The 19,450-nt window shown below is 73.6% G+C and carries 16 protein-coding genes; 8 read left to right on the plus strand and 8 right to left on the minus strand.

The window, feature by feature from the left end:
• Nucleotides 1-996: a sirohydrochlorin chelatase gene (locus tag B207_RS0128355; protein ID WP_035742747.1), complete on the plus strand. Its 996-nt coding sequence runs from the start codon at nt 1-3 to the stop codon at nt 994-996.
• Nucleotides 997-1,035: 39 nt separating this feature from the next.
• Here the strand turns inward: B207_RS0128355 and B207_RS36080 are convergent, their stop codons facing one another.
• Complete coding sequence (locus tag B207_RS36080; RefSeq protein WP_051102707.1) at nt 1,036-1,359, minus strand: helix-turn-helix domain-containing protein; 324 nt, start codon at nt 1,357-1,359, stop codon at nt 1,036-1,038.
• A 560-nt stretch (nt 1,360-1,919) separates the two neighbouring features.
• Between B207_RS36080 and B207_RS0128365 the strand changes: the two genes are divergently transcribed.
• Nucleotides 1,920-2,882: a hypothetical protein gene (locus B207_RS0128365; RefSeq protein WP_018640082.1), complete on the plus strand. Its 963-nt coding sequence runs from the start codon at nt 1,920-1,922 to the stop codon at nt 2,880-2,882.
• Between the two features lie 30 nt (nt 2,883-2,912).
• Here the strand turns inward: B207_RS0128365 and B207_RS0128370 are convergent, their stop codons facing one another.
• From B207_RS0128370 to B207_RS0128395, 6 genes are all read right to left on the minus strand, one after another.
• Nucleotides 2,913-3,191 (minus strand): hypothetical protein, encoded by a 279-nt coding sequence (locus B207_RS0128370; protein ID WP_018640083.1) that lies wholly within the window; start codon nt 3,189-3,191, stop codon nt 2,913-2,915.
• Nucleotides 3,192-3,372: 181 nt separating this feature from the next.
• Nucleotides 3,373-4,356 carry a lysophospholipid acyltransferase family protein gene (locus B207_RS0128375; protein WP_018640084.1) on the minus strand — a complete coding sequence of 328 codons (984 nt, stop codon included), beginning with the start codon at nt 4,354-4,356 and terminating at the stop codon, nt 3,373-3,375.
• Nucleotides 4,353-5,912, minus strand: coding sequence for a lactate racemase domain-containing protein (locus tag B207_RS0128380; RefSeq protein WP_018640085.1), 1,560 nt, complete (start codon nt 5,910-5,912; stop codon nt 4,353-4,355). Before B207_RS0128380 ends, B207_RS0128375 begins: the two co-directional genes overlap by 4 nt.
• A 211-nt stretch (nt 5,913-6,123) precedes the next feature.
• Nucleotides 6,124-7,416, minus strand: coding sequence for a zinc-dependent alcohol dehydrogenase (locus B207_RS0128385; RefSeq protein WP_018640086.1), 1,293 nt, complete (start codon nt 7,414-7,416; stop codon nt 6,124-6,126).
• Nucleotides 7,413-9,776, minus strand: a complete 2,364-nt coding sequence (locus B207_RS0128390) for an HAD-IB family hydrolase (protein WP_018640087.1) — start codon at nt 9,774-9,776, stop codon at nt 7,413-7,415. The genes B207_RS0128385 and B207_RS0128390 overlap by 4 nt, the downstream gene beginning before the upstream one ends.
• Nucleotides 9,777-10,035: 259 nt before the next feature.
• The gene (locus tag B207_RS0128395; RefSeq protein WP_018640088.1) at nt 10,036-11,139 is read right to left on the minus strand and encodes a 5'-3' exonuclease; all 1,104 of its coding nucleotides are present in this window, start codon (nt 11,137-11,139) and stop codon (nt 10,036-10,038) included.
• A gap of 263 nt (nt 11,140-11,402) precedes the next feature.
• On the opposite strand from B207_RS0128395, the gene B207_RS0128400 reads away from it, so the two are divergent.
• The 3 genes from B207_RS0128400 to lnt all read left to right on the plus strand — a co-directional run bounded on the left by B207_RS0128400 (nt 11,403) and on the right by lnt (nt 16,496).
• Complete coding sequence (locus tag B207_RS0128400) at nt 11,403-11,846, plus strand: Lrp/AsnC family transcriptional regulator (protein WP_026311539.1); 444 nt, start codon at nt 11,403-11,405, stop codon at nt 11,844-11,846.
• 30 nt (nt 11,847-11,876) lie between these two features.
• Nucleotides 11,877-13,490, plus strand: coding sequence for an amidohydrolase (locus B207_RS36085; RefSeq protein WP_018640090.1), 1,614 nt, complete (start codon nt 11,877-11,879; stop codon nt 13,488-13,490).
• Between the two features lie 390 nt (nt 13,491-13,880).
• Nucleotides 13,881-16,496 carry an apolipoprotein N-acyltransferase gene (gene lnt, locus B207_RS0128410; RefSeq protein WP_230205284.1) on the plus strand — a complete coding sequence of 872 codons (2,616 nt, stop codon included), beginning with the start codon at nt 13,881-13,883 and terminating at the stop codon, nt 16,494-16,496.
• A 238-nt stretch (nt 16,497-16,734) separates the two neighbouring features.
• Here lnt and B207_RS0128415 read toward each other — a convergent pair whose 3' ends face one another.
• Nucleotides 16,735-17,085, minus strand: coding sequence for an RNA polymerase-binding protein RbpA (locus B207_RS0128415; protein WP_018505947.1), 351 nt, complete (start codon nt 17,083-17,085; stop codon nt 16,735-16,737).
• A 142-nt stretch (nt 17,086-17,227) separates the two neighbouring features.
• On the opposite strand from B207_RS0128415, the gene B207_RS36090 reads away from it, so the two are divergent.
• The 3 genes from B207_RS36090 to B207_RS0128430 all read left to right on the plus strand — a co-directional run bounded on the left by B207_RS36090 (nt 17,228) and on the right by B207_RS0128430 (nt 19,026).
• Nucleotides 17,228-17,686: a hypothetical protein gene (locus B207_RS36090; RefSeq protein WP_018640092.1), complete on the plus strand. Its 459-nt coding sequence runs from the start codon at nt 17,228-17,230 to the stop codon at nt 17,684-17,686.
• Nucleotides 17,687-17,734: 48 nt separating this feature from the next.
• Nucleotides 17,735-18,184, plus strand: a complete 450-nt coding sequence (msrB, locus tag B207_RS0128425) for a peptide-methionine (R)-S-oxide reductase MsrB (RefSeq protein ID WP_018640093.1) — start codon at nt 17,735-17,737, stop codon at nt 18,182-18,184.
• A 176-nt stretch (nt 18,185-18,360) separates the two neighbouring features.
• Nucleotides 18,361-19,026 carry a DUF4262 domain-containing protein gene (locus B207_RS0128430; RefSeq protein ID WP_018640094.1) on the plus strand — a complete coding sequence of 222 codons (666 nt, stop codon included), beginning with the start codon at nt 18,361-18,363 and terminating at the stop codon, nt 19,024-19,026.
• Nucleotides 19,027-19,450 lie beyond the last annotated feature (424 nt).

The raw sequence follows: 19,450 nt of genomic DNA on the forward strand, positions 1-19,450 counted from the left end.
ATCCCCACCGCCGCCAGCCGTCCCGCGCCCGCACCGGCGCTGCTGATCGTCGGGCATGGCACCCGGGACCGGGACGGCGCCGAGCAGTTCCGCCGGTTCGTCACCCGGGTGCGGGAACGGGCCGGCGGGCTGGCGGTCGACGGCGGGTTCATCGAGCTGTCCGCACCGCCGGTCGCCGACGCGGTGACCCGCCTGGTCGACGCCGGGCATCACCGGCTTGGCGTCGTCCCGCTCACGCTGATCTCCGCCGGCCACGCGAAGGGGGACATTCCCGGGTCGATGGCCCGGGAGCGGGACCGTCATCCGCAGCTGACCTACGCCTATGGACGTCCCCTCGGCCCGCATCCGTCGCTGCTGGCCCTGCTGGAGGAGCGCATCGACGCGGTGTGCCCGCCCGGAGCGCGGTCGGCGACGACGGTGCTGCTGGTCGGGCGCGGGTCGACCGACCCGGACGCCAACGCCGAGGTGGTCAAGGTCGCCCGGCTGCTGTGGGAGGGCCGCGGGTTCGCCGGGGTGGAGGTGGCGTTCATCAGCCTGGCCGAGCCGTCGGTGCCCGCCGGGCTGGAGCGGATCCGCCGCCTGGGCGGGACCCGGGTCGTGGTCGCCCCGTACTTCCTGTTCACCGGGGTGCTGCCGCGGCGCACCGTGGCGCAGGCACAGGAGTGGGCGGCGGCGCATCCGCAGGTGGCGGTGGCGTGCGCGGGGCTGCTCGGGGACGGGCCGGCGCTCGTCGACCTGGTACTGGAACGCTACCGGGAGGCCCTCGGCGGGGACATCCGGATGAACTGTGACACCTGCCTGTACCGGATCGCGCTGCCCGGGCATGCGCATCGGGTCGGGCAGGTGCAGACCCCGCACGACCATCCCGACGACCCCACCAGCCCCCACGACCACTCCCACGGGCACTCCCACGGGCACGGGCAGCATGCTCATGACGAGGGGGGCCGGGTGGTCGGCGTCGCCTCGGCGGGGGGCGTCGCCCGCGGAGGCGACTGACCCCCGCCGGCCTGGACGTCCGCCGGGTGCGCGCTGGTGTCAGCCGCCGGCGCCGGCGCCGGCGGTGACGGCGGGCAGGCCGGCCGTGGCCGCCGGCCGGGTGGTGGACGTGCCGTACGACGGGGCGTCGCAGGTGTGGGCCAGGGTGTCCAGGGACAGGTCGAGGGCCCGCGCGAGCGCGGCGACGGTGAAGAACGTCGGGGTGGGAATCCGTCCGCTTTCGATCTTGCGGAGGGTTTCGACGGACAGGCCGGCGGCAACGGCGATCTCGGCGACGGCGCGGGCTCCACGGGCCTCCCGCAGCAGAGCACCAAGACGGCAGCCGCGGGCACGTTCAGCCGGGGTCAGCGCGGTGCGTACCATGCCCATCACACTAACTCCGGTATATAAATACCGGAGCCCGGATCAAGGGCGTCGATGTCGACGGACACGTACACCAGACGGTCCCCGATCCGCGCCCGGAGACGCTCACCCGCGGTCCGGACACCCTCCATCTCGGCCGAGAGCCCACACCCGACCCGAGGCCGGCCACCCCCGCCGCGGGTGATGCCCTCAGACGGGGGGAGGGCCGGCAGTCAGCTGCCCGTAACACACCACAATCCCGCTGAAACCTGTACTCCGCACCAGGACGTGGACAACAATCGGCGTGCGGGGGGAATCCGGCCTGGCAGCTGCGGCGCGATGGTGCCAGGCCACCACGACATCACACCTTCATTTCCCGCCGTGACGGCGAACACGGTAGCGTGCGAGAGTCACTGATCCAACGGAGTGGGTGACGCACCGCAGCGCACAGTCCGGTTCACCTCCGACCCCAGGCCACCTCGGCCCGGGGTCGCGCCACGGACCGTGTCCCCGGCCCACGCCGGGAACGCATCACGGCCCCACCGCCCACACCAGGCGGGCCCGGGGCGGGGAGGAGGGGGATGAGCCACGTGGAGCTACCCGACTCCGCCCGTCCCGACCGGCAGGGGATGGCGGCGGCGTCCCGCGCCGCCGCCATGCTGTCCCGCGAGATCGCCTACGCCGACCCGGACCCGCTGACCATGGCCGAGTTCGACGACCGGCTGCACCGCTACGCCACCACCCTGCTCACCCTGCCGCACACCCTGCTGGTCCGGCCGGTGATCGCCGACTGGCGCCGCGCGCAGGCCGCACTGGGCCGCCGGCTGTCCCCGGCCGTCCACCGCGAACTCACCGGCGTCGCCGGGTTCCTGTCGTTCTACCTGGGGGTGCTCGCCGTCGAAACCGGCGACGACCCGTCCGCGCGCCGGTTCGCCACCCTCACCGACCAGTTCGCCGCCCAGCTCGACGACCCGCTGCTCACCGGCACCGCCGCGACCCTCGACTCGCTCGTCGCGTTCGTCACCGGCCGCTACGACGCGGCGGCGGGTGCGGCGCGCCGCGCCGACGCCGCCGGGCATCCCTACCTGCATGGCTGGGCGGCCGCGCTCGAAGCCGGCGCCGCCGCGACCCTCGGTGACACCGACACCGCGCTGATCGCTCTGGACCGGCTGACCCAACGCCCCAACGTCCAGGGGCTGCGCCACCCCGGCTGGCCGGCGTTCGACGAGGTCCGCGAAGCGTGCGTCGTCGCCGACGTCGTCAGCCGCATGGGCGGCGAGGGAGCGGCGGACCTCGGCCGCATCGCGGTCGACATGACCAGCTCGGGAACGGTGGAACGCGGCTGGGCGCTGGCGTCGCTGGCCGGGGCACTCGCCCCCGACGACCCACCGGAAGCCTCGCGGATGCTCGGCGAGATCGTCGACATCCTCGACGTGCACCCGTCCCGGCTGCTCAGCCGCCGCGTCAACGAGATCGTCTCCATCGCCGGGCCGGGCCTGCTCCCCCTGACCACCCACCCGGACGGCGCCGACACCACCGCCTGACCCCCACCCGACCATGGCCGCCGGACGGGCTCAGGCGGACAGCTGCCGCGGCGGCTCCGCCGCGGTGAGACGGTCACGGCGGCGGGCCAGCAGCCGTGCGGCGAGCCTGTCGGCGCGTTCCATGTCGTCCAGCGTCGCGCGGGTGCGGTCCTCGATCTCCAGCATCGCGGCGAGCAGCTCGGCGGACAGCCGGGTGCGGGCCGCGACCCGCGCCACACTCGGCGGCAGGGTGGACGGGGCGCGCGTGGACGGTGCGGGCCGCGCGGTGGGACGGCCGTCGGGGCGCGGGAACCGGTGCAGCAAAGCCATGCACACAGTGATACCTGTGACACCCGGCGAAGTGACGCCTTGACTTCCCGCCCCCGCCGGGGGTCGGCCGCGACCCACAGGTCATCCCCAGGCCGTCCCCCGCCACCCACCCCCCTGTGAACAGGGTTATCCACAAAACGATCTACGCGTGAGGAGCGTCACACTGTGGGGGAGGGTCGGGTCAGTGCTCCCACGGCGACCGTGACCGTGCCGGCACCGGAGGCTCGGTGGCCTCCCACACCCGCCGCCACCGCGCCACCGGCACCGCCCCACGCCCGCCGGCCGCACCCACCCGCGGGGTGGCCGCAGCACCGTCGGCGGCCGTGGCGTCGGCCGCCGCGCCGGGGCGCAGCGACGCCCACCAGCTCGTCGCGTCCTCCACCCCGAGCCGGTCCACCTCCGCCGACAACCGGGCGGTGAACGCCCGTACATCCTCCCCGTCACCCGGACGCATCGGCTGGCCGAACCGCACCGACACCCGCGGCCGGCCCGCCACCGGCCACGCCCGGCCCCGCGGCATCGCCGCGTACGCCCCCCGCACCGCCGCCGGGACGACCGGCACCCCCGCCGTCACCGCCAGATACGCCGCACCGAGCCGGAACCGGCCCCGCGCCCCGTCCGCCGACCGGGTGCCCTCGGGAAACACCACCAGGTTCCAGCCGTCACGCAGCAGATCCACCGGCGTCGACGACGGCGCCCCGCCGCGGCGCTCGATCGGCACCGTCCCGAACGCCAGCGCCGAGGACAGACCCCGCCAGGTGCTTTCGAAGAAGTAGTCCGCCGCCGCCGTCACCGCGGTGCGTTCCCGCACCCGCCGCGGCAGCGCACACAGCAGCATCGGCGCGTCCAGATGACTGGAATGGTTCGACACCACCAGCACCGGGCCGGCACCGACCGCGTCGAACACCTCCGCCCCGGCCACCGTCGGCGTCAACGCCGCATGCAGCAGCGGGCCCATCGCCGACTCCAGGAACACGGTGCGCGCCGCCCGCGCCGGGCCGCTGCGCGCCCACGCCGTCGGGAACTCCCGCGCAGGCACCGCCCGGCGGTACTCCTGCGCCGACGCCGGGACCAGCCGCCGCCCACCCCAGCGGAACCCCCGCGCCAGCTCCCGCGCCCCCACCCCGGGACGCGGCGGACCCCCGAACACCCCCGCCGCGCTCATCGCACGTCCGCCAGCGCGTGCGGCGGGGAATGCAGGTAGGTGATCGACGGGTCGCGGCCCACCGTGCCCGACACCATCTCCAACGCGTCCGCGAACGTCGACGCCGCCCGGAACCCCAGCCGCGCGCACGCCGCCCGGTCACCACCCACCCACACCACATCACCCAGGTGGTCCATGCCGTGCGCCGCCCAGTACCACATGTAGAACGGGTGGACACCGTGATAGGCGTGCGACGTCCGGTACAGATGCGTGTACCACGGATCGGTCGCGTACTGCTTCTCGAACTTCGCCTCGATCGTCGCCGGGTCCGTCGACTCCGCCAGCACCTCGGAGAAGAAGTCCACATACGACGGATGGTGCAGCTGGGAGAACTCCGGCGTCACCGGATGGTAGAGGATCATCGCCCCCTGGTGCCGCACCAGCGGCTTCCCCCGGTACATGTTGAAGAAGTACCCCAGCCCCACACACGTCGCGAGGATCGGGTTCATCACCGAGTTCACGTTGTACGGGCCGACGTAGGGCACGCCGACCACCAGCACGTCGGACTGCCCCTGGACCTCGACCAGCTGCTGGCGGTGCACGCTGGCGATCGTCTGGTCGTGGGTGGCCTCCGTCTCCCCGGCGAACACCCCCGTCACCTGGTAGTCGGCCAGCAGGTCGTGGAACAGCCTGCGACGCGGCCGGGTCGGCATCACCGACAGGCCCCGGCTCATCCCGTACGCCATCGCCTGGTCCCGCACCGACCACTCCCACTCACGGCGGGTCAGGAAGCTGTACCGGTCCGGGAAACAGTCGTTGTTCAGCGTCGTCTCGACATGGAAGATCTTCAGATGGTCGGCGAGGAGCCGGCCCATCCGCCACGCCGAGGAATGCATCTCCGACCGGGTGTGGTCCATGAACGACCGCGACCGCAGCATCGTGTGACTGTTGTGGTGGTGACGCAGGCTGTTGTACGACGCCAACCCGATCGGCACCGACTTGTGCCCGCCGTCCATCGCGACCAGGTTCACGTTCACATAGACCAGCAGGTCACTCTCCGCGGCCCGCCGGTTGATCTCCACATCCTCACCGTGGCCGGTCACCCCCACATGCAGGAGGTTGTCCCGGTCCTCGGCGTCGTGGTTGTACAGGTTGTCCGGCCAGAACGACCGGAAAACCCGCTCCCCGACAATGTGCTCGATCTCCGCCGCCGTCATCCGCCGGTGCAGCGCGTTCGCCGCGATCAGCTGCACGTCGTCGACCCCGGCCGCCGCCGCCAGCGTCAGCACCTGCTCGATGATCCGCTGCCGCACATCCGGCCGGCGCATCCGCGGCAGCGGAATCGACAGATCGTCAAACGCGATCGTCAGCCGCATCCCCGGCCGCAGCAGCACCCGCAGCGGCTCACAGTTGTACGGATGCTCCAACGCGTCCGCGATCGCCGCGTCCACATCGCCCACCCCCGGCAGCGACTCCGGCGGATACACCACCCGGGTGCCCAGCGGGAACCGCTCCAGCGTCAGCCCCTCACCCTGGTGCACCAGCAGCGGAGGAGTGCGCTCGTCGACCTCGAGCACGAACCCCGGTCTCACCTACACGTTCCCCTCGTCTGTGAGTCGCCCCGGCCCGACCCGGCGCCCCCGCGCCCGCCGCGCCCTCGGCGGCAGCAGCCGCCACCACCTGGGCAGACAGTCCCGTATACCCCGACCGTGCCGCCTCCCGCGGCACCCCAGCCCCCGGCCCGCCATCCCGGCACGCCACCGGCGGCACTCCACACGCCGACGCGCCTCACGCCGACGCCGCCGGATCGAACACGATCTTCACCGCGCCGAGCCGACCCGCCGACAGCGCATGGTCCAACGCCTCCCGCCACCGTGCCAGCGGATACACCGCCGACACCACCCCGTCCAGCGGGGCCGTCGCGGCCAGCGCCAACGCCCGACCGAAATCCGACCCGTCCCCCGGCTCACCCGGATCCCCCGCCGGGCCCGGCCCACCGGCTCCGGCCGCGGTGTCGTCGCCGGCGCCGCGGCGCCGGCCCCCCGACGACGCGTACGTCCCGACCAGTTCCAGTTCCCGGAACCACAGCGGCGTCAGATCCACCGACCCCGACGGCACCCCCGACAGCACCACCCGGCCCCCCGCCCGGGTCACCCGCAGCGCCGTCGACAACGACGACGCACTGCCCACGCAGTCCATCGCCACATCCACCCCGCCGAGCAGGAAATCGCCCCCGAGCTGCGGGGTCAGCCGCAGCGCCCGGTTCGCGCGGCGCACCCCACCGATCGTGTCATCCGGTGCCAGCACCTCGTCGGCGCCGAACCGCACGGCGAGCTCCACCTGCCGGCGATGCTTGGCCACCATCGTCACATGCTCGGCCTTCGTGAACGCCCGCACCGCCAGCAGCGTCAGCAGCCCCACCGCCCCCGACCCGACGATCAGCACCCGGTCCCCGGCCACGATCCCGGCCCGGCCCGCGGTGTGCACCGCCGTCGCCAACGGCTCGACCAGCACCGCACGCTCGTCGGCAAGCCCGTCGGGCACCGGATGCACCTGGCTGTGATGCGCCACCAACGCCCGGCTCCACCCCCCGCCGGTGTCCGCGCAGTACCCCGTCTGCAACCCCGGCGACAGATGCCCCACCGTCACCCGGTCACAGCGCGACGTACGCCCCCCCGCGCACGCCCCGCACAGCTCCAAGCCCCGCGCCGCACAGCCCAGCACCGGGTCGATCACCACCCGTGACCCCGCCTCCAACCGCCGGCCGTCCCCCAGCATCACCGACTCCTGAAGATCACCGACGATCTCGTGGCCGGGCGTGAACGGCATCGACACCAGCGGCGAGAAGTAGAACGAGCTCTGCCCCGTCACCGTCGCCAGATCCGACCCGCAGATCCCCGCCAGCCGCGGCCGCACCGTCACCCACCCCGGCCCCGGCAACACCGGATCCCCCCGGTCCACCAGCCGCAGCGGCGCCGCGGTCGTCGCCGCCGCCCCCGAAAGCCACGGCAACCGGCCCGACACCACCCGCGCCGCCGCGTACCGCGGCAACGACCGGTACAGCTCCAGACCGCGCGTCACCGCACCTCACCCGCTCGCACCGCATCCCCCTGACCCACCGAACGATCCCGACCCGCGGCCCGGCCCCGGCCCTGCGCCACCGCCGCCGCCGCGAACAACCCGCGTTCCACCCGGCTGCCCACCAGCAGCCGCGGCTCACCCGGCGTCGACGGCCACTCCTCGATCGGCCAGCCCGCCGACCGGGCGAACCGGTGCAGCGCCACATCCGGGTTCACCGCCACCGGATTACCGACCGCCCGCAACATCGGCAGATCCGACAGGCTGTCCGCATACGCCCACGACGCGGCGAGATCCGCCCCCCGCCCCCGCGCGTAATGATCCACGAACGCCGCCCGGGAATCCCCGACCAGCGGTGAGGACTCCAACCGGCCGGTGTACCGGCCGTCCGCCCCGACCTCCAGCTCGGTCGCGACGATCTCGTCGAACAGCGGGGCCAGCGGCACCGTCAACGCCGACACCGCCCCCGTCAGCAGCACCGTGCGATGCCCCGCCGCCCGATGCTCCCGCACGCGGCGCACCGCCGCCGGTTTCACCCGCCGCAGCACCACATCCGCCCCCGCCTGCGCCACCACCGCCGCCAGCTCCGCCGGATCCACCCCCGCGTACCGGCCGTACACCGACCGGATCAGATGCCCCCGGTCACGGCGCTCCGCCCGCAGATACCCCGGCAGCGCCCGCGCCAGCGACACCACCTCCCGCGCCCGACCCGCCGCCGACGCATCCGCCAGCCGCAGCCACAGATACGACTCGACCACCGTCGAGGACACCAACGTCCCGTCCAGGTCGAACACCGCCAGCACCCCCTCCCCGGCCGGAAGGTTACGCGCCAGCCGCCGCGGCCCCGCCGCGTCCCGCGGCCGGCGCAGCACCGCCGTCACCGCCGGGCAGTGCACCTCCTGCAGATAGTGCCGCCAGTCGAAACACGACGGGTCGAACCCGAAATCCGCCTGGTCCGACGGCTCCATCGCCGCGTGCAGCGCCGCCGTCGCGTCATCGACGTAGACCAGCTCCGCGCTCGTGTACGCCCGGTACACATCCGAATAGCGCCGCAGGAACGCCACCCGACCCTCGGAACGCTCCAGATCCACCGCCCACCGGCGCACCCGCTCCGACCGCGGCGCATGCGACAGCGCCCGGTTCGCCCACTCCACCGCCTTCTCCCCGCGGCGCAGCTGCGCCTCCACCGCCACCGACCCGGCGAACGGCCACTCCGGCACCGCCGCCGACCCCCGGCCCCGCAGCGGCAGCGGATGCTCCAGGAAATACCCCCGCACGTAGTCGTACAGATCACGGAACAGCAACGGGTTCCGGAACCCCGAACACACCGTGTAGTACGCCGGGACGTCCACCGGTGGCGGCGGGGACCCCGCCGCCGCCAGCAACGCGTTCACCACCAGATCCACCGGGATGATGTCCACCACCGCGTCCGGCGACGCCGGGAAGTCCGGCAGCTCACCCCGGCCATACGCCAGAATCAGCGGCTCGGCCATCTTGAACCCCTCGATCCACCCCGGGAACGGCTTCGCCAGCGCGCTCTCGATGATCGACGGACGCACGATCGTCAACGGCAGATCGCCGTGCGACTCCTCCAGATACCGCTCCGCCATCGCCTTCGTGAACGTGTACGCATCCGTCCACCCCAGCACCTGCGCCCGCTCCGCACCCGCCGACACCAGCCGACGGGCCACCCACGCCCGCCGCGCCGTCTCCGCCTGCGCCGCCACCGTCTGCGCCCCGGCCCGCAGATGCTCACCCGCGGCCTGCACCCGCAACCCGGACAGCGTCTCCGGGGACCGCGACGCATCCTCCGCCGCCACCCGCGCCCGCGCCGCCCACGCCTGCTCGACCCGCCAGTCCACGTCGTGCACCAGCCGGCCCTCGGCCACATGCCCCGACCGCAACCCGGCCACATACGCCGTCGACACGTGCACCACATGCGGACGGGCCCCCGTCGCGTGCACCGCCCGCAACAGCTCCTGCACCCCACCCACGTTCGTCGCGAACCCCTCGTCGATCGACGGGTCGAACGACACCTCACCCGCGCAGTGGATCACCACATCCAGATCGGCGGGCAGACCACCCATGTCCGCCAGATCACCCTCGATGACCGTCACCCGCTCCGCGAGCAGCGCCGCCAGGCCCTCCCGGCCCAGCCGCTCCCGCAGCGCGCGAAACGCCGGCTTGCGCATCATCCGTTCCAGGCGAGCCGCCCCCGAATGGCTGCCCCGCGGCCGCACCAACGCCACCACCCGGGTCTCCGGGAAGTCCGACAGCAGCCGCTCCAGCAGCGCCTCCCCGACGAACCCGGTCACCCCGGTCACGAACACGCGCCTGCCCGCGAGCCGCTCACGCAGCCCCACCCGGTCACCTCCGCCTCACCGCAGCCCCACCGGCGCCCCCGTCGGACGCCCGGTGCGCAACAGTAGGCGACCCCGGCCCGTCCGCGAACGAACCCGTCGGTCACCTGCGTGTACACGCACGCTGCCAGATGAGGGGCAACCTACCGTCACGGCCGGTTCGGCCGCGCCGCCGGCCCACACCGACCCGCCCGGCGGGCCCGCCCCGGTGACCCTCCGTACCACCCCACGCCCGGCCACCCCGCCCCGGACCAGGGCATCCTCACCCGCCGCCCACACCCCCCGACCCGGCGCCCGCAGCCGCCCTCTGCGCCGCCACCGCGGCCAGGGCCGCGGCCAGCCGGCCCACCGGACCGTCCAGCCCATAACGCCGCGCCAGCTCCCGCACCGCCCCCGCATCCACCGCCCCCGCCGGCAGCGCATCGGCCACCGGACCCAGCGGCACATCCCGCACCACCGCCACCACCCCGACCGCCGCCGTCAGATACTCCCGGGACGCCTCCAGTCGGCCCCGCGCCCGCGCCGGGAACCCCTCCACCACCCCCGCGTCGACCGCCGCGAGGACCCCCTCCAACGACCCGAACCTGCCCAGCAACGCCGCCGCCGTCTTCGCCCCGATTCCCGCCACCCCCGGCAGCCCGTCACTGGGATCCCCCCGCAGCACCGCGAAATCCGCGTACGCCCGGCCCGGAACCCCGTAGCGGGCGGTGATCGACGCCTCGTCCACCCGCACGAACTTCTCCACCGCGTACCGCACCGCCACCCCGGCCCCGTCATCCACCAGCTGGAACAGGTCCCGGTCCCCGGTCAGGACGTCCACCGGCCCCCCCGGCGTACCCGACCCGCCCGCGCTGTGCCGGGTCGCGAGCGTGGCGATCACATCGTCGGCCTCGAACCCCGGCGCCCGCACCCGCGCGATCCCGAACGCGTCCAGCACCGCGTCGATCACCGGCAGCTGCGCCTCCAGCTCGTCCGGCACCTCCTCCGCCACCGCCACCTCGGCCCCCGCACCGGCCACACCGGCCACACCGGCCACACCGGCCACATCCGCCGCGTTGCCGGCGCCTGCCGGCGGCCCCGCCACCCGGTGCGCCTTGTACGACGGCAGCAGCGCCACCCGGAACGCCGGCCGCCAGTCCGCGTCGAAACAGCACACCAGGCGCCGCGGCCGCACCTCACCGATCTGGCGGGCCAGCACGTCCAGCAGCCCCCGCACCGCGTTCACCGCCATCCCGTCCGGCGCCCGCACCGACCGCGGCACCCCGTGGAACGCACGGAAGTACAACGACGGGGTGTCCGCGAGCAACAGCCGATCCCCACCCGCCCCGCCACGCGCCCCGCCCACCTGGTCATCCACGATGGTCATCTTGTCAGACTGGCATGCGCAATCGACAGCCCAACCCGACCCACACCCACCCGCGCCAGACCCCCACACCACCACCCCACATCCCCGCACCGGACCCCCACCCCGTCGGAGACGCCCGCCGCACCCTCCCACCCCGCACCGCCACACTTCGCCACATACACCCCACCGCACGTAACCGCAACCACCTGGCGAAGGCACCTGATGTCCCCACGGGACCAGGCCTCGCCGGCACCATCCGCCGATCTGTGCATAACCTCCGGAACGTGTTGGAGGATCTAGACCGTCAGATCGTGCAGCTGCTGTGCCGCGACGGCCGGATGAGCTTCACCGATCTCGGACGTGCCACCGGCCTGTCGGTGTCCGCCGTCCACCAGCGGGTCCGCCGTCTCGAACAGCGCGGGGTCATCACGTCCTACGTCGCCCTCGTCGACCCCTCCCAGGTCGGCCTGGCCCTCACCGCGTTCGTCTCCATCAAGGAGATCGACCCCAGCCAGCCCGACGACGCCCCCGACCGGCTCACCCACCTGCCCGCCGTCGAGGCCTGCTACAGCGTCGCGGGGGAGGAGAGCTACCTGCTCAAGGTCCGCGTCTCCGACCCCGCCGCCCTCGAGGCGCTCCTGCAGGAGATCCGCGCCGCCGCCAACGTCTCCACCCGCACCATGGTCGTCCTGTCCACCCCCTACGAAGGACGTCCCCCCAGCCTCTGAACACCCCCACCGCCCGGCACAGTAGGCACCGTGCCCCCCACCCGCCCGGACCCCCACCCCCACGCACCCCGACGCGTCCTCTACCAGCACGGACACGTCCACAGCCCCACCACCGCACACGCCACCGCCCTGCTCGTCGACGGCGCCACCATCACCTGGATCGGCACCGCCACCGACACCCCGCCCGGCGGCCCCACCCCCACCACCGTCGACCTGCGCGGCGCCACCGTCACCCCCGCCTTCGTCGACGCCCACGTCCACACCACCGCCACCGGACTCGCCCTCGACGGCGTCGACCTCACCGACACCCCCACCCTGCGCCACGCCCTCGACCAGCTCCACCGCGCCGCCCGCCGCCGCCCCGGCCAGCCCCTGCTCGGCACCGGATGGGACGAGACCCGCTGGCCCGAACAGCGCCCACCCACCGCCGCCGAACTGACCCGCGCCGCCGGCCCCGTCGACGTCTACCTCGCCCGCGCCGACGGCCACACCGCCGTCATCTCCCTGACACTGGCCGAACGCTCCCGCGCCCCCCACGCCCCCGGCTGGCTCGGCGACGGGCTGTGCCGCGACGACGCCCACCACCGCGCCCGCACCACCGCCTACCACGACCTGCCCCGCACCAGCCGCCTCGACGCCGCCCGGCGCGTCCGCACCCACGCGGCCACCCTCGGCATCGCCGCACTACACGAGATGGGCGGACCACAGGTCTCCTCCGCCGACGACCTCGCCGACCTGCTCACCCTCGCCCGCGACGAACCCGGCCCCGCCGTCACCGGCTACTGGGCCGGCGACCTCGCCACCGCCCTCGCCCTCGCCGCCGAACCCGGCGTCGGCCCCGTCGGCTACGGCGGCGACCTGTTCGTCGACGGCTCCCTCGGCTCCCACACCGCCGCCCTGCGCACCCCCTACCACGACCAGCCCACCCACCACGGGCAGCTCCACCATGACGCCGACGACATCCGCGACATCGTCCTCGACGCCACCGCCGCCGGCCTGCAGACCGGCTTCCACGCCATCGGCGACGCCGCCCTCGACACCGTCCTGACCGGCCTGCACGCCGCCGCCGCCCGCCTCGGCACCGCCACCGTCGCCGCCGCCCGCCACCGCGTCGAACACGCCGAACTCGCCCACCCCGACCAGATCAGCGCCATGGCCCGCCTCGGCCTCATCGCCAGCGTCCAACCCGCCTTCGACGCCCGCTACGGCGGCCCCGACGGGCTCTACACCACCCGCCTCGGCCCGGCCCGCGCCACGGCCATGAACCCGTTCGCCGCCTACACCGCCGCCGGCGTCACCCTGGCCCTGTCCTCCGACAGCCCCGTCACCCCCCTCGACCCGTGGGGCGCCGTCCACGCCGCCGCCCACCACCACAACCCCGCCGCCCGCATCAGCACCGCGGCCGCGTTCACCGCCGCCACCCGCGGCGGCTGGGTGGCCGCCCGCGCCGCCGCCGACGGCTCCGGGCGGCTCACCGCCGGCGCCCCCGCCACCTTCGCGATCTGGGACACCCGCCCCGGCCACCGGGCCGGCACCGCCCACGCAGCCGAAGCCTCCGACGGCCCGGTGGACACGGCCGCGCGCACCCGGCCGGCATGCCTGCGCACCGTGCTGCGCGGCCAGATCCTGCACGACCGGTTCTGACCCCGCCCGGCCGGAACCGGACCCGGTCCGGACCCGCGGGACGGGGTCCGGACCGCCCTTCGGACCGCCACCACCCGCGGACACACCATCACGGCGGCGCCGTTGTCTAACGGACGGCCCGGACCCCCACCACCCGCCACACCGGCCCAGTGACCGGCAAGGCACCGCGCGATTCGACCACACCCACCCCTCCCACGAAAGCGCCCCACCCCACCCCACCCCGAAAACCTCCTGGTAGTCCCAAACGTGGTCCCCGACTGCGGCGCAGACCGACCCGCCGCGGCACCACCCGCAGCTCACCCGGCCACACAACGCCCCCGCGCGCCCGCCCGGACAAACCGCACACAGCCCGGGGTGCTCCCAGCCACCGCCGTGCCGGACACTGGACCGGTGACCCACGCGCCCGCCACGCCACCCCCACCACCCCACACGGCCCCGGCCGGCGCGCCCACATCCAGCAGCCCCACCCCACCCCGCCGCCCACACCGCCTGCACGGACTCCACCGGCGCCTGGCCCGCCCCACCGCCGCCACCGCCGCCGGGCTCCTGCTCTACCTCGCCTTCCCCCCCGTCGGCCTGTGGCCGCTGGCACCCCTCGCCGTCGCCCTGCTCACCCTCACCGTCCACAACCGGCCCCTACGCGCCTCCTACGGCCTGGGCCTGCTGTTCTCCCTCGCCTTCATGCTCCCGCTGCTGCGCTTCGTCTCCTTCGTCGGCGCCGACGGCTGGATCGTCCTGTCCGCCGCCGAAGCCGCCATCCTCGCGCTCATCGCCCCCGCCACCACCCTCGCCCACCGCCTGCCCGCACCCTGGCTCTGGGCCGGCGCCGCCTGGGTGGCCCAGGAAGCCCTCCGCGGCCGCGCCCCCTTCGGCGGCTTCCCCTGGGGCCGGCTCGCCTTCAGCCAGCCCGACAGCCCCTACACCGGCCTCGCCGCGCTCGGCGGCGCCCCCCTCGTCACCTTCGCCGTGGCCACCACCGCCACCCTGCTCGCCACCACCGCGCTCACCGCCCGCCGCACACCCGCCCGCCGCATCGCGGCAGCCGCCGCCGGCGCCGCCGCCCTCACCCTCGCCGGGCTCACCGTCCCCCTGCCGACCGGACCCCAGCGCGGCACCCTGCAGGTCGCCGCCATCCAGGGCAACGTCCCCGAAGCAGGTGGCTACGACGCCCTCGGTGAAGCCTTCCAGGTCACCGCCAACCACGTCACCGGCACCGAACGCCTCGCCGCCGACGTCCGCGCCGGCCGCACCCCCCAGCCCGACCTGGTCCTGTGGCCCGAGAACTCCTCCGACATCGACCCCCTCACCAGCCCCACCGCCCACGCCGCCCTCACCCGCGCCGCCACCGCCGCCCGCGCCCCCCTGCTCATCGGCGCCGTCCTCGACGGCCCCGGCGACCGCCACGTCCGCAACGCCGGCCTCATCTGGACCACCGACGGCCCCACCGGCGCCATGTACGTCAAACGCCACCCCGTCCCCTTCGCCGAATACCTCCCCGGCCGCGCCCTCCTCGAAAAACTCGTCAGTCGCTTCGCCGAGGAAATGCCCAACGACTTCCTCGCCGGCACCGGCCACGGCGCCCTGCCCGTCGCCGGCACCACCATCGGCGACGTCATCTGCTTCGAAGTCGCCTACGACAGCCTCGTCCGCGACAACGTCACCCGCGGCGCCGAACTCCTCGTCATCCAGACCAACAACGCATCCTTCGGCCGCAAGGGCGAAAGCGAACAACAGCTCGCCATGAGCCGGCTGCGCGCCGTCGAACACGGCCGCGCCACCGTCCAGGTCTCCACCAGCGGCGAAAGCGCCCTCATCGCCCCCGACGGCACCATCCTCACCCAGACCGGCCTGTACGAGGCAGGCGTCCTGACCGCGCCACTGCCCCTGCGCACCAGCCACACCCTCGCCACCCGGCTCGGTATCGTCCCGGAGGTGGTGCTCACCGCACTCGGGGCACTCGCCATGATCGCCGGACTGGCTCACGGTCGACGCGCCCGCCGCCGCACCGACCCGACCGCCGCCCCGACAGACGGCAACAACCCTCCGACCAGCACCGGCGACACCCAGCACCCCGTCGAGACGCCCCAGCCCGCCGCCGGCCCCGACCAGAAAAGGAGAGGCGTGGAAGCCACCCGCGTCGTCGTCTGCGTCCCGACCTACAACGAACGGGACAACCTGCCGGACACCACGCGCCGGCTCCGCACGGCGAACCCCGCGGTCGACCTGCTCGTCATCGACGACGCCAGCCCGGACGGCACCGGACAGATCGCCGACGAGCTCGCCGCCGGCGACAGCCACATCCACGTGCTGCACCGCGACGGCAAATCCGGCCTCGGCTCCGCCTACATAGCCGGTTTCACCTGGGCCCTGCAGCACGGCTACGACATCATCGTCGAAATGGACGCCGACGGTTCCCACCAGCCCGAACAGCTACCCAGGCTGCTCGACGGCCTCACCGGGGCCGACATCGCGATCGGATCCCGCTGGATCCCCGGCGGCACCGTCCACAACTGGCCCCGCAGCCGACTCGTCCTGTCCCGCGGCGCCAACGCCTACGTCCGCGCCGCCCTCGGTGTGCCCCTGCACGACGCCACCGCCGGCTTCCGCGCCTACCGCGCCGACGTGCTGCGCGCCCGCGACCTCGACCAGGTCGCCTCCCAGGGCTACTGCTTCCAGGTCGACCTCGCCTGGCGCGCCTGGCAGGCCGGATTCCGCGTCATCGAGGTTCCCATCGACTTCGTCGAACGCGAACGCGGCGCCTCGAAGATGAGCCGCGCGATCGTCGCCGAGGGCTTCTGGCGGGTCGGCTGGTGGGCCCTGACGTCCCGCCGCCGCGGCCCCGCCCGCACCCCGCGGGCAGCCCAGGCCACCGTCCCACCCGCCGTGTCGACCATCCCCACCCCGGCCCCGCCCGGCGACCCCGCGTCCACCCCGGCCGCCGCCGACCAGGCGCCTACCGCTGACACCGGTCAACCGCCGACGAACGCCCCCGCCGGGCGCTCCTGAACCACCGGGCGCCCCACGGACGGCCTTCCGCCCGCCTGCCGCGCCCCGGCCCCACCGGAAGAAGACGCCCGAGGCCCGCCCGGGCCTCGGGCCCCGACATGCGTCGAGGGGGCGACAACGTAACGTTGTCGCCCCCTCGACGCATGTCGACGAGCCTGACCGACAGTGCCTGGTCGAGATCACAACCGACCAGGCACGGCAGGCCCGCTAGGGGCCTGCCGCCATCGGTGGCGTCTCCCTAGGCGGACCGGCGGTCCGCCCCGGTGCCCCGCAGCACCGCGAGCCGCTCAGCGAGGACCTCTTCCAGATCGTCCGTCGTACGACGCTCCATCAGCATGTCCCAGTGGGTCCGCGGCGGCTTGCTCTTCTTCGGCTCGGGCCGTTCACCGTCCACAATCACCGAAGCCGCCCCGCACACCCGACACTCCCACACCGACGGCACCTCGGCCTCGGCCGCGAACGGCATGGTGAACTGGTGCCCGTTCGGGCAGTCGTACGACGCTGTCTGCCGCGGGGCAAGCTCCGTGCTGCGGTCAGTCTCGTAGGACACTGCACCGAGACGGCTGCCCCGCAGAATGCGCTCGCCCATATGACTCCTCAGAGCGTCGTGGCGTGTTGACCTCAACCGAGTCCAACGTACGAACAAGCGAAGTCGTTCCCACCCCGGAAGGCCAGGTAACGAGATCGTGATCACACTACGTGTTCCCTCGACCGCAAAGGATACACGCCGGGTGACCAGTCGGGCCCAGATCCTGCTGAACGGCATCGCACGCTCCGCCGTCGGACTCACCGCCATCACCAGACCCGTCCCGATCATCCGCCTCGCAGGCGTCGACCGTGTGACAGCTGAGAAAATTGCCTGGCTCGCGCGTATCGCCGGGATCCGGGACCTCGCCCTCGGCGTCGGCCTGCTGCACGCACAGGCGACCCATCGACCCACCCGGGCCTGGCTCGTGGCCGGGATGTGCGCCGACACCGCCGACACCGCGGCGTTCGCCCACGCCGTCGCCCACCGCCAGCTCCCGCCCGCCGGCGGAACTCTCATGACCGCCGCGGCCGCCGGCGGAGCCGCGCTCGCCGCCGCCACGCTGCGCACCGCCCACCGCGAGCACAACGACGACCGTACCCACAACGATCATGCCCGTGACGATGACGCCCGCGCAGAACAAACCGGCGCGACGTCGCGTTGACACGCACTGAGCCGTCACCGAACTGACCCGTATCCGAAAGGACACGACGTGAGCGACAAGCAGGCCACCGGCAAGGTCGTCCGCAGCGACAGCGAGTGGCGCGAGCTGCTCGGCCCCGACCGCTACGCGATCCTGCGCCAGGCCGCCACCGAGGCCCCCTTCAGCGGTGCCTACACCTACGACAAGGCAGACGGCACCTACCACTGCGGCGCCTGCGACGCGCCCCTGTTCATCTCCGACACGAAGTACGACTCCGGGTCGGGCTGGCCCAGCTTCTACCAGCCGGTCACGCCCGACGCCGTCGCCCTCGTCGAGGACCGCGCGCACGGCATGGTCCGCACCGAGGTCCGCTGTGCCCGCTGCGACTCCCACCTCGGCCATGTCTTCGACGACGGGCCCGCCCCCACCGGGCAGCGCTACTGCATGAACAGCCTCGCGCTCAACCTCGACGCCTCCGACGGCAGCACCGGGGCCGGGACCGGGACCGGGACCGACTGAGCCCGCCGACATCCGCCCTGGGCGGTTGGTAGGGGCGGCCGAGACCGGGCATGTCAACCACTCACGTCAACCACCGTGATCCCATCAAGATCCACAGTCACGGATCCGGTCAGGCCGCCCGATCACCCACCGGGGCCCGCATACGGTTCACCCACCCCACAGACTGAGGTGAACCCATGACCCCCGGCCACCACCACCGCCCCGACGACCACGCCTGCTGCCCCGGTTGCGACGTTCCGGACGACGACCCCGCCGCCATCGCCGCGTTCATCGCCGAGCAGGACGCCTGGCTCGCCGACACGATCCGCAGTTACGGGTGGGCCGTGCAGTCCGTGCTCGACGACGGCCCCGAGCATCCGCCGTACGCCTACACCATCGGGCTGCACGCCTTCGATCACCACCCGGAACTGCTTGTCAGCGGCCTCCCCGGCACGTCGTCCGCCAGGATCCTCAACCTGCTGGGGGAGCGGGTGCGTCACCACGAGCGCCTCAGCGCCGGCCAGCGGCTGACCCTCGCACCCCTGCTGACCATCGAGCTGCGGTCCATCACCCCGCTGGCCAGTGACCAGCTGCTCCTCGGCGCGAACCACCTCTATCGCGATCCGGACGGCCCGGCCGTTCCCGCCCTGCAGGCCATCTGGGCCGATGGGAGGGGGCGCCTGCCATGGGAGCCCGCCGCGCTGCACCGCGGCGGGCAGCCTCTCGCCACGGCACCACCAGCGGAACACGGCACCACCGGCGACCTGGTGTGGCACTTTCCCGGCCGGCCAGGTCGAGCTGTCCGAGGGCCGGCCAGGCCGCTGCGCCTGCCACGTCCGCGCCGTCCTCCCGAGATCCGCTGAACCGTGCCGACCAGCTGCCGCTGCGGACTTAACCGGCCGGGTGGCGCAGAACCCCTCGAGGCAGCGGGACCATCGAAAAGTTCTCTTTTGGAGAGGGTTCCTGTTCCGATTTGATCTTGTTTTGAATGTGACGATCAAGATCAAATTTTGTCAGGCCAGGTTGTCAACACCGTTGATTATCTTGGTCATCCGACCCACCGGACGAACACCGCCGCCATCCGCCCGCACCGCAACCACCGCGGAGCCCGCCCCCACAAGGCCGGCCGCGCCGCGCCGGAAAGTCGCCGGCCGAGAGTCGGGAGTGGCGTATATCCCGGACATGACACCCTCTCCCCCACCAGTCGCGGATCCGCCCCACCCACCCCTTGATCAAGTATGGGCGTGGTCGCGGCGTCAACAACGTTGACCACAGCGTGGGCACAGG

This window comes from Parafrankia elaeagni (assembly GCF_000374165.1).
Taxonomy (GTDB): Bacteria; Actinomycetota; Actinomycetes; order Frankiales; family Frankiaceae; genus Parafrankia; species Parafrankia elaeagni.

Coding starts and splice junctions, on each gene's coding strand:
- B207_RS36080 (WP_051102707.1), bottom strand. CDS start 1,359: ATGGTACGCACCGCGCTGACCCCGGCTGAACGTGCCCGCGGCTGCCGT.
- B207_RS0128365 (WP_018640082.1), top strand. CDS start 1,920: ATGAGCCACGTGGAGCTACCCGACTCCGCCCGTCCCGACCGGCAGGGG.
- B207_RS0128370 (WP_018640083.1), bottom strand. CDS start 3,191: ATGGCTTTGCTGCACCGGTTCCCGCGCCCCGACGGCCGTCCCACCGCG.
- B207_RS0128375 (WP_018640084.1), bottom strand. CDS start 4,356: ATGAGCGCGGCGGGGGTGTTCGGGGGTCCGCCGCGTCCCGGGGTGGGG.
- B207_RS0128395 (WP_018640088.1), bottom strand. CDS start 11,139: ATGACCATCGTGGATGACCAGGTGGGCGGGGCGCGTGGCGGGGCGGGT.
- B207_RS0128415 (WP_018505947.1), bottom strand. CDS start 17,085: ATGGGCGAGCGCATTCTGCGGGGCAGCCGTCTCGGTGCAGTGTCCTAC.
- B207_RS0128430 (WP_018640094.1), top strand. CDS start 18,361: ATGACCCCCGGCCACCACCACCGCCCCGACGACCACGCCTGCTGCCCC.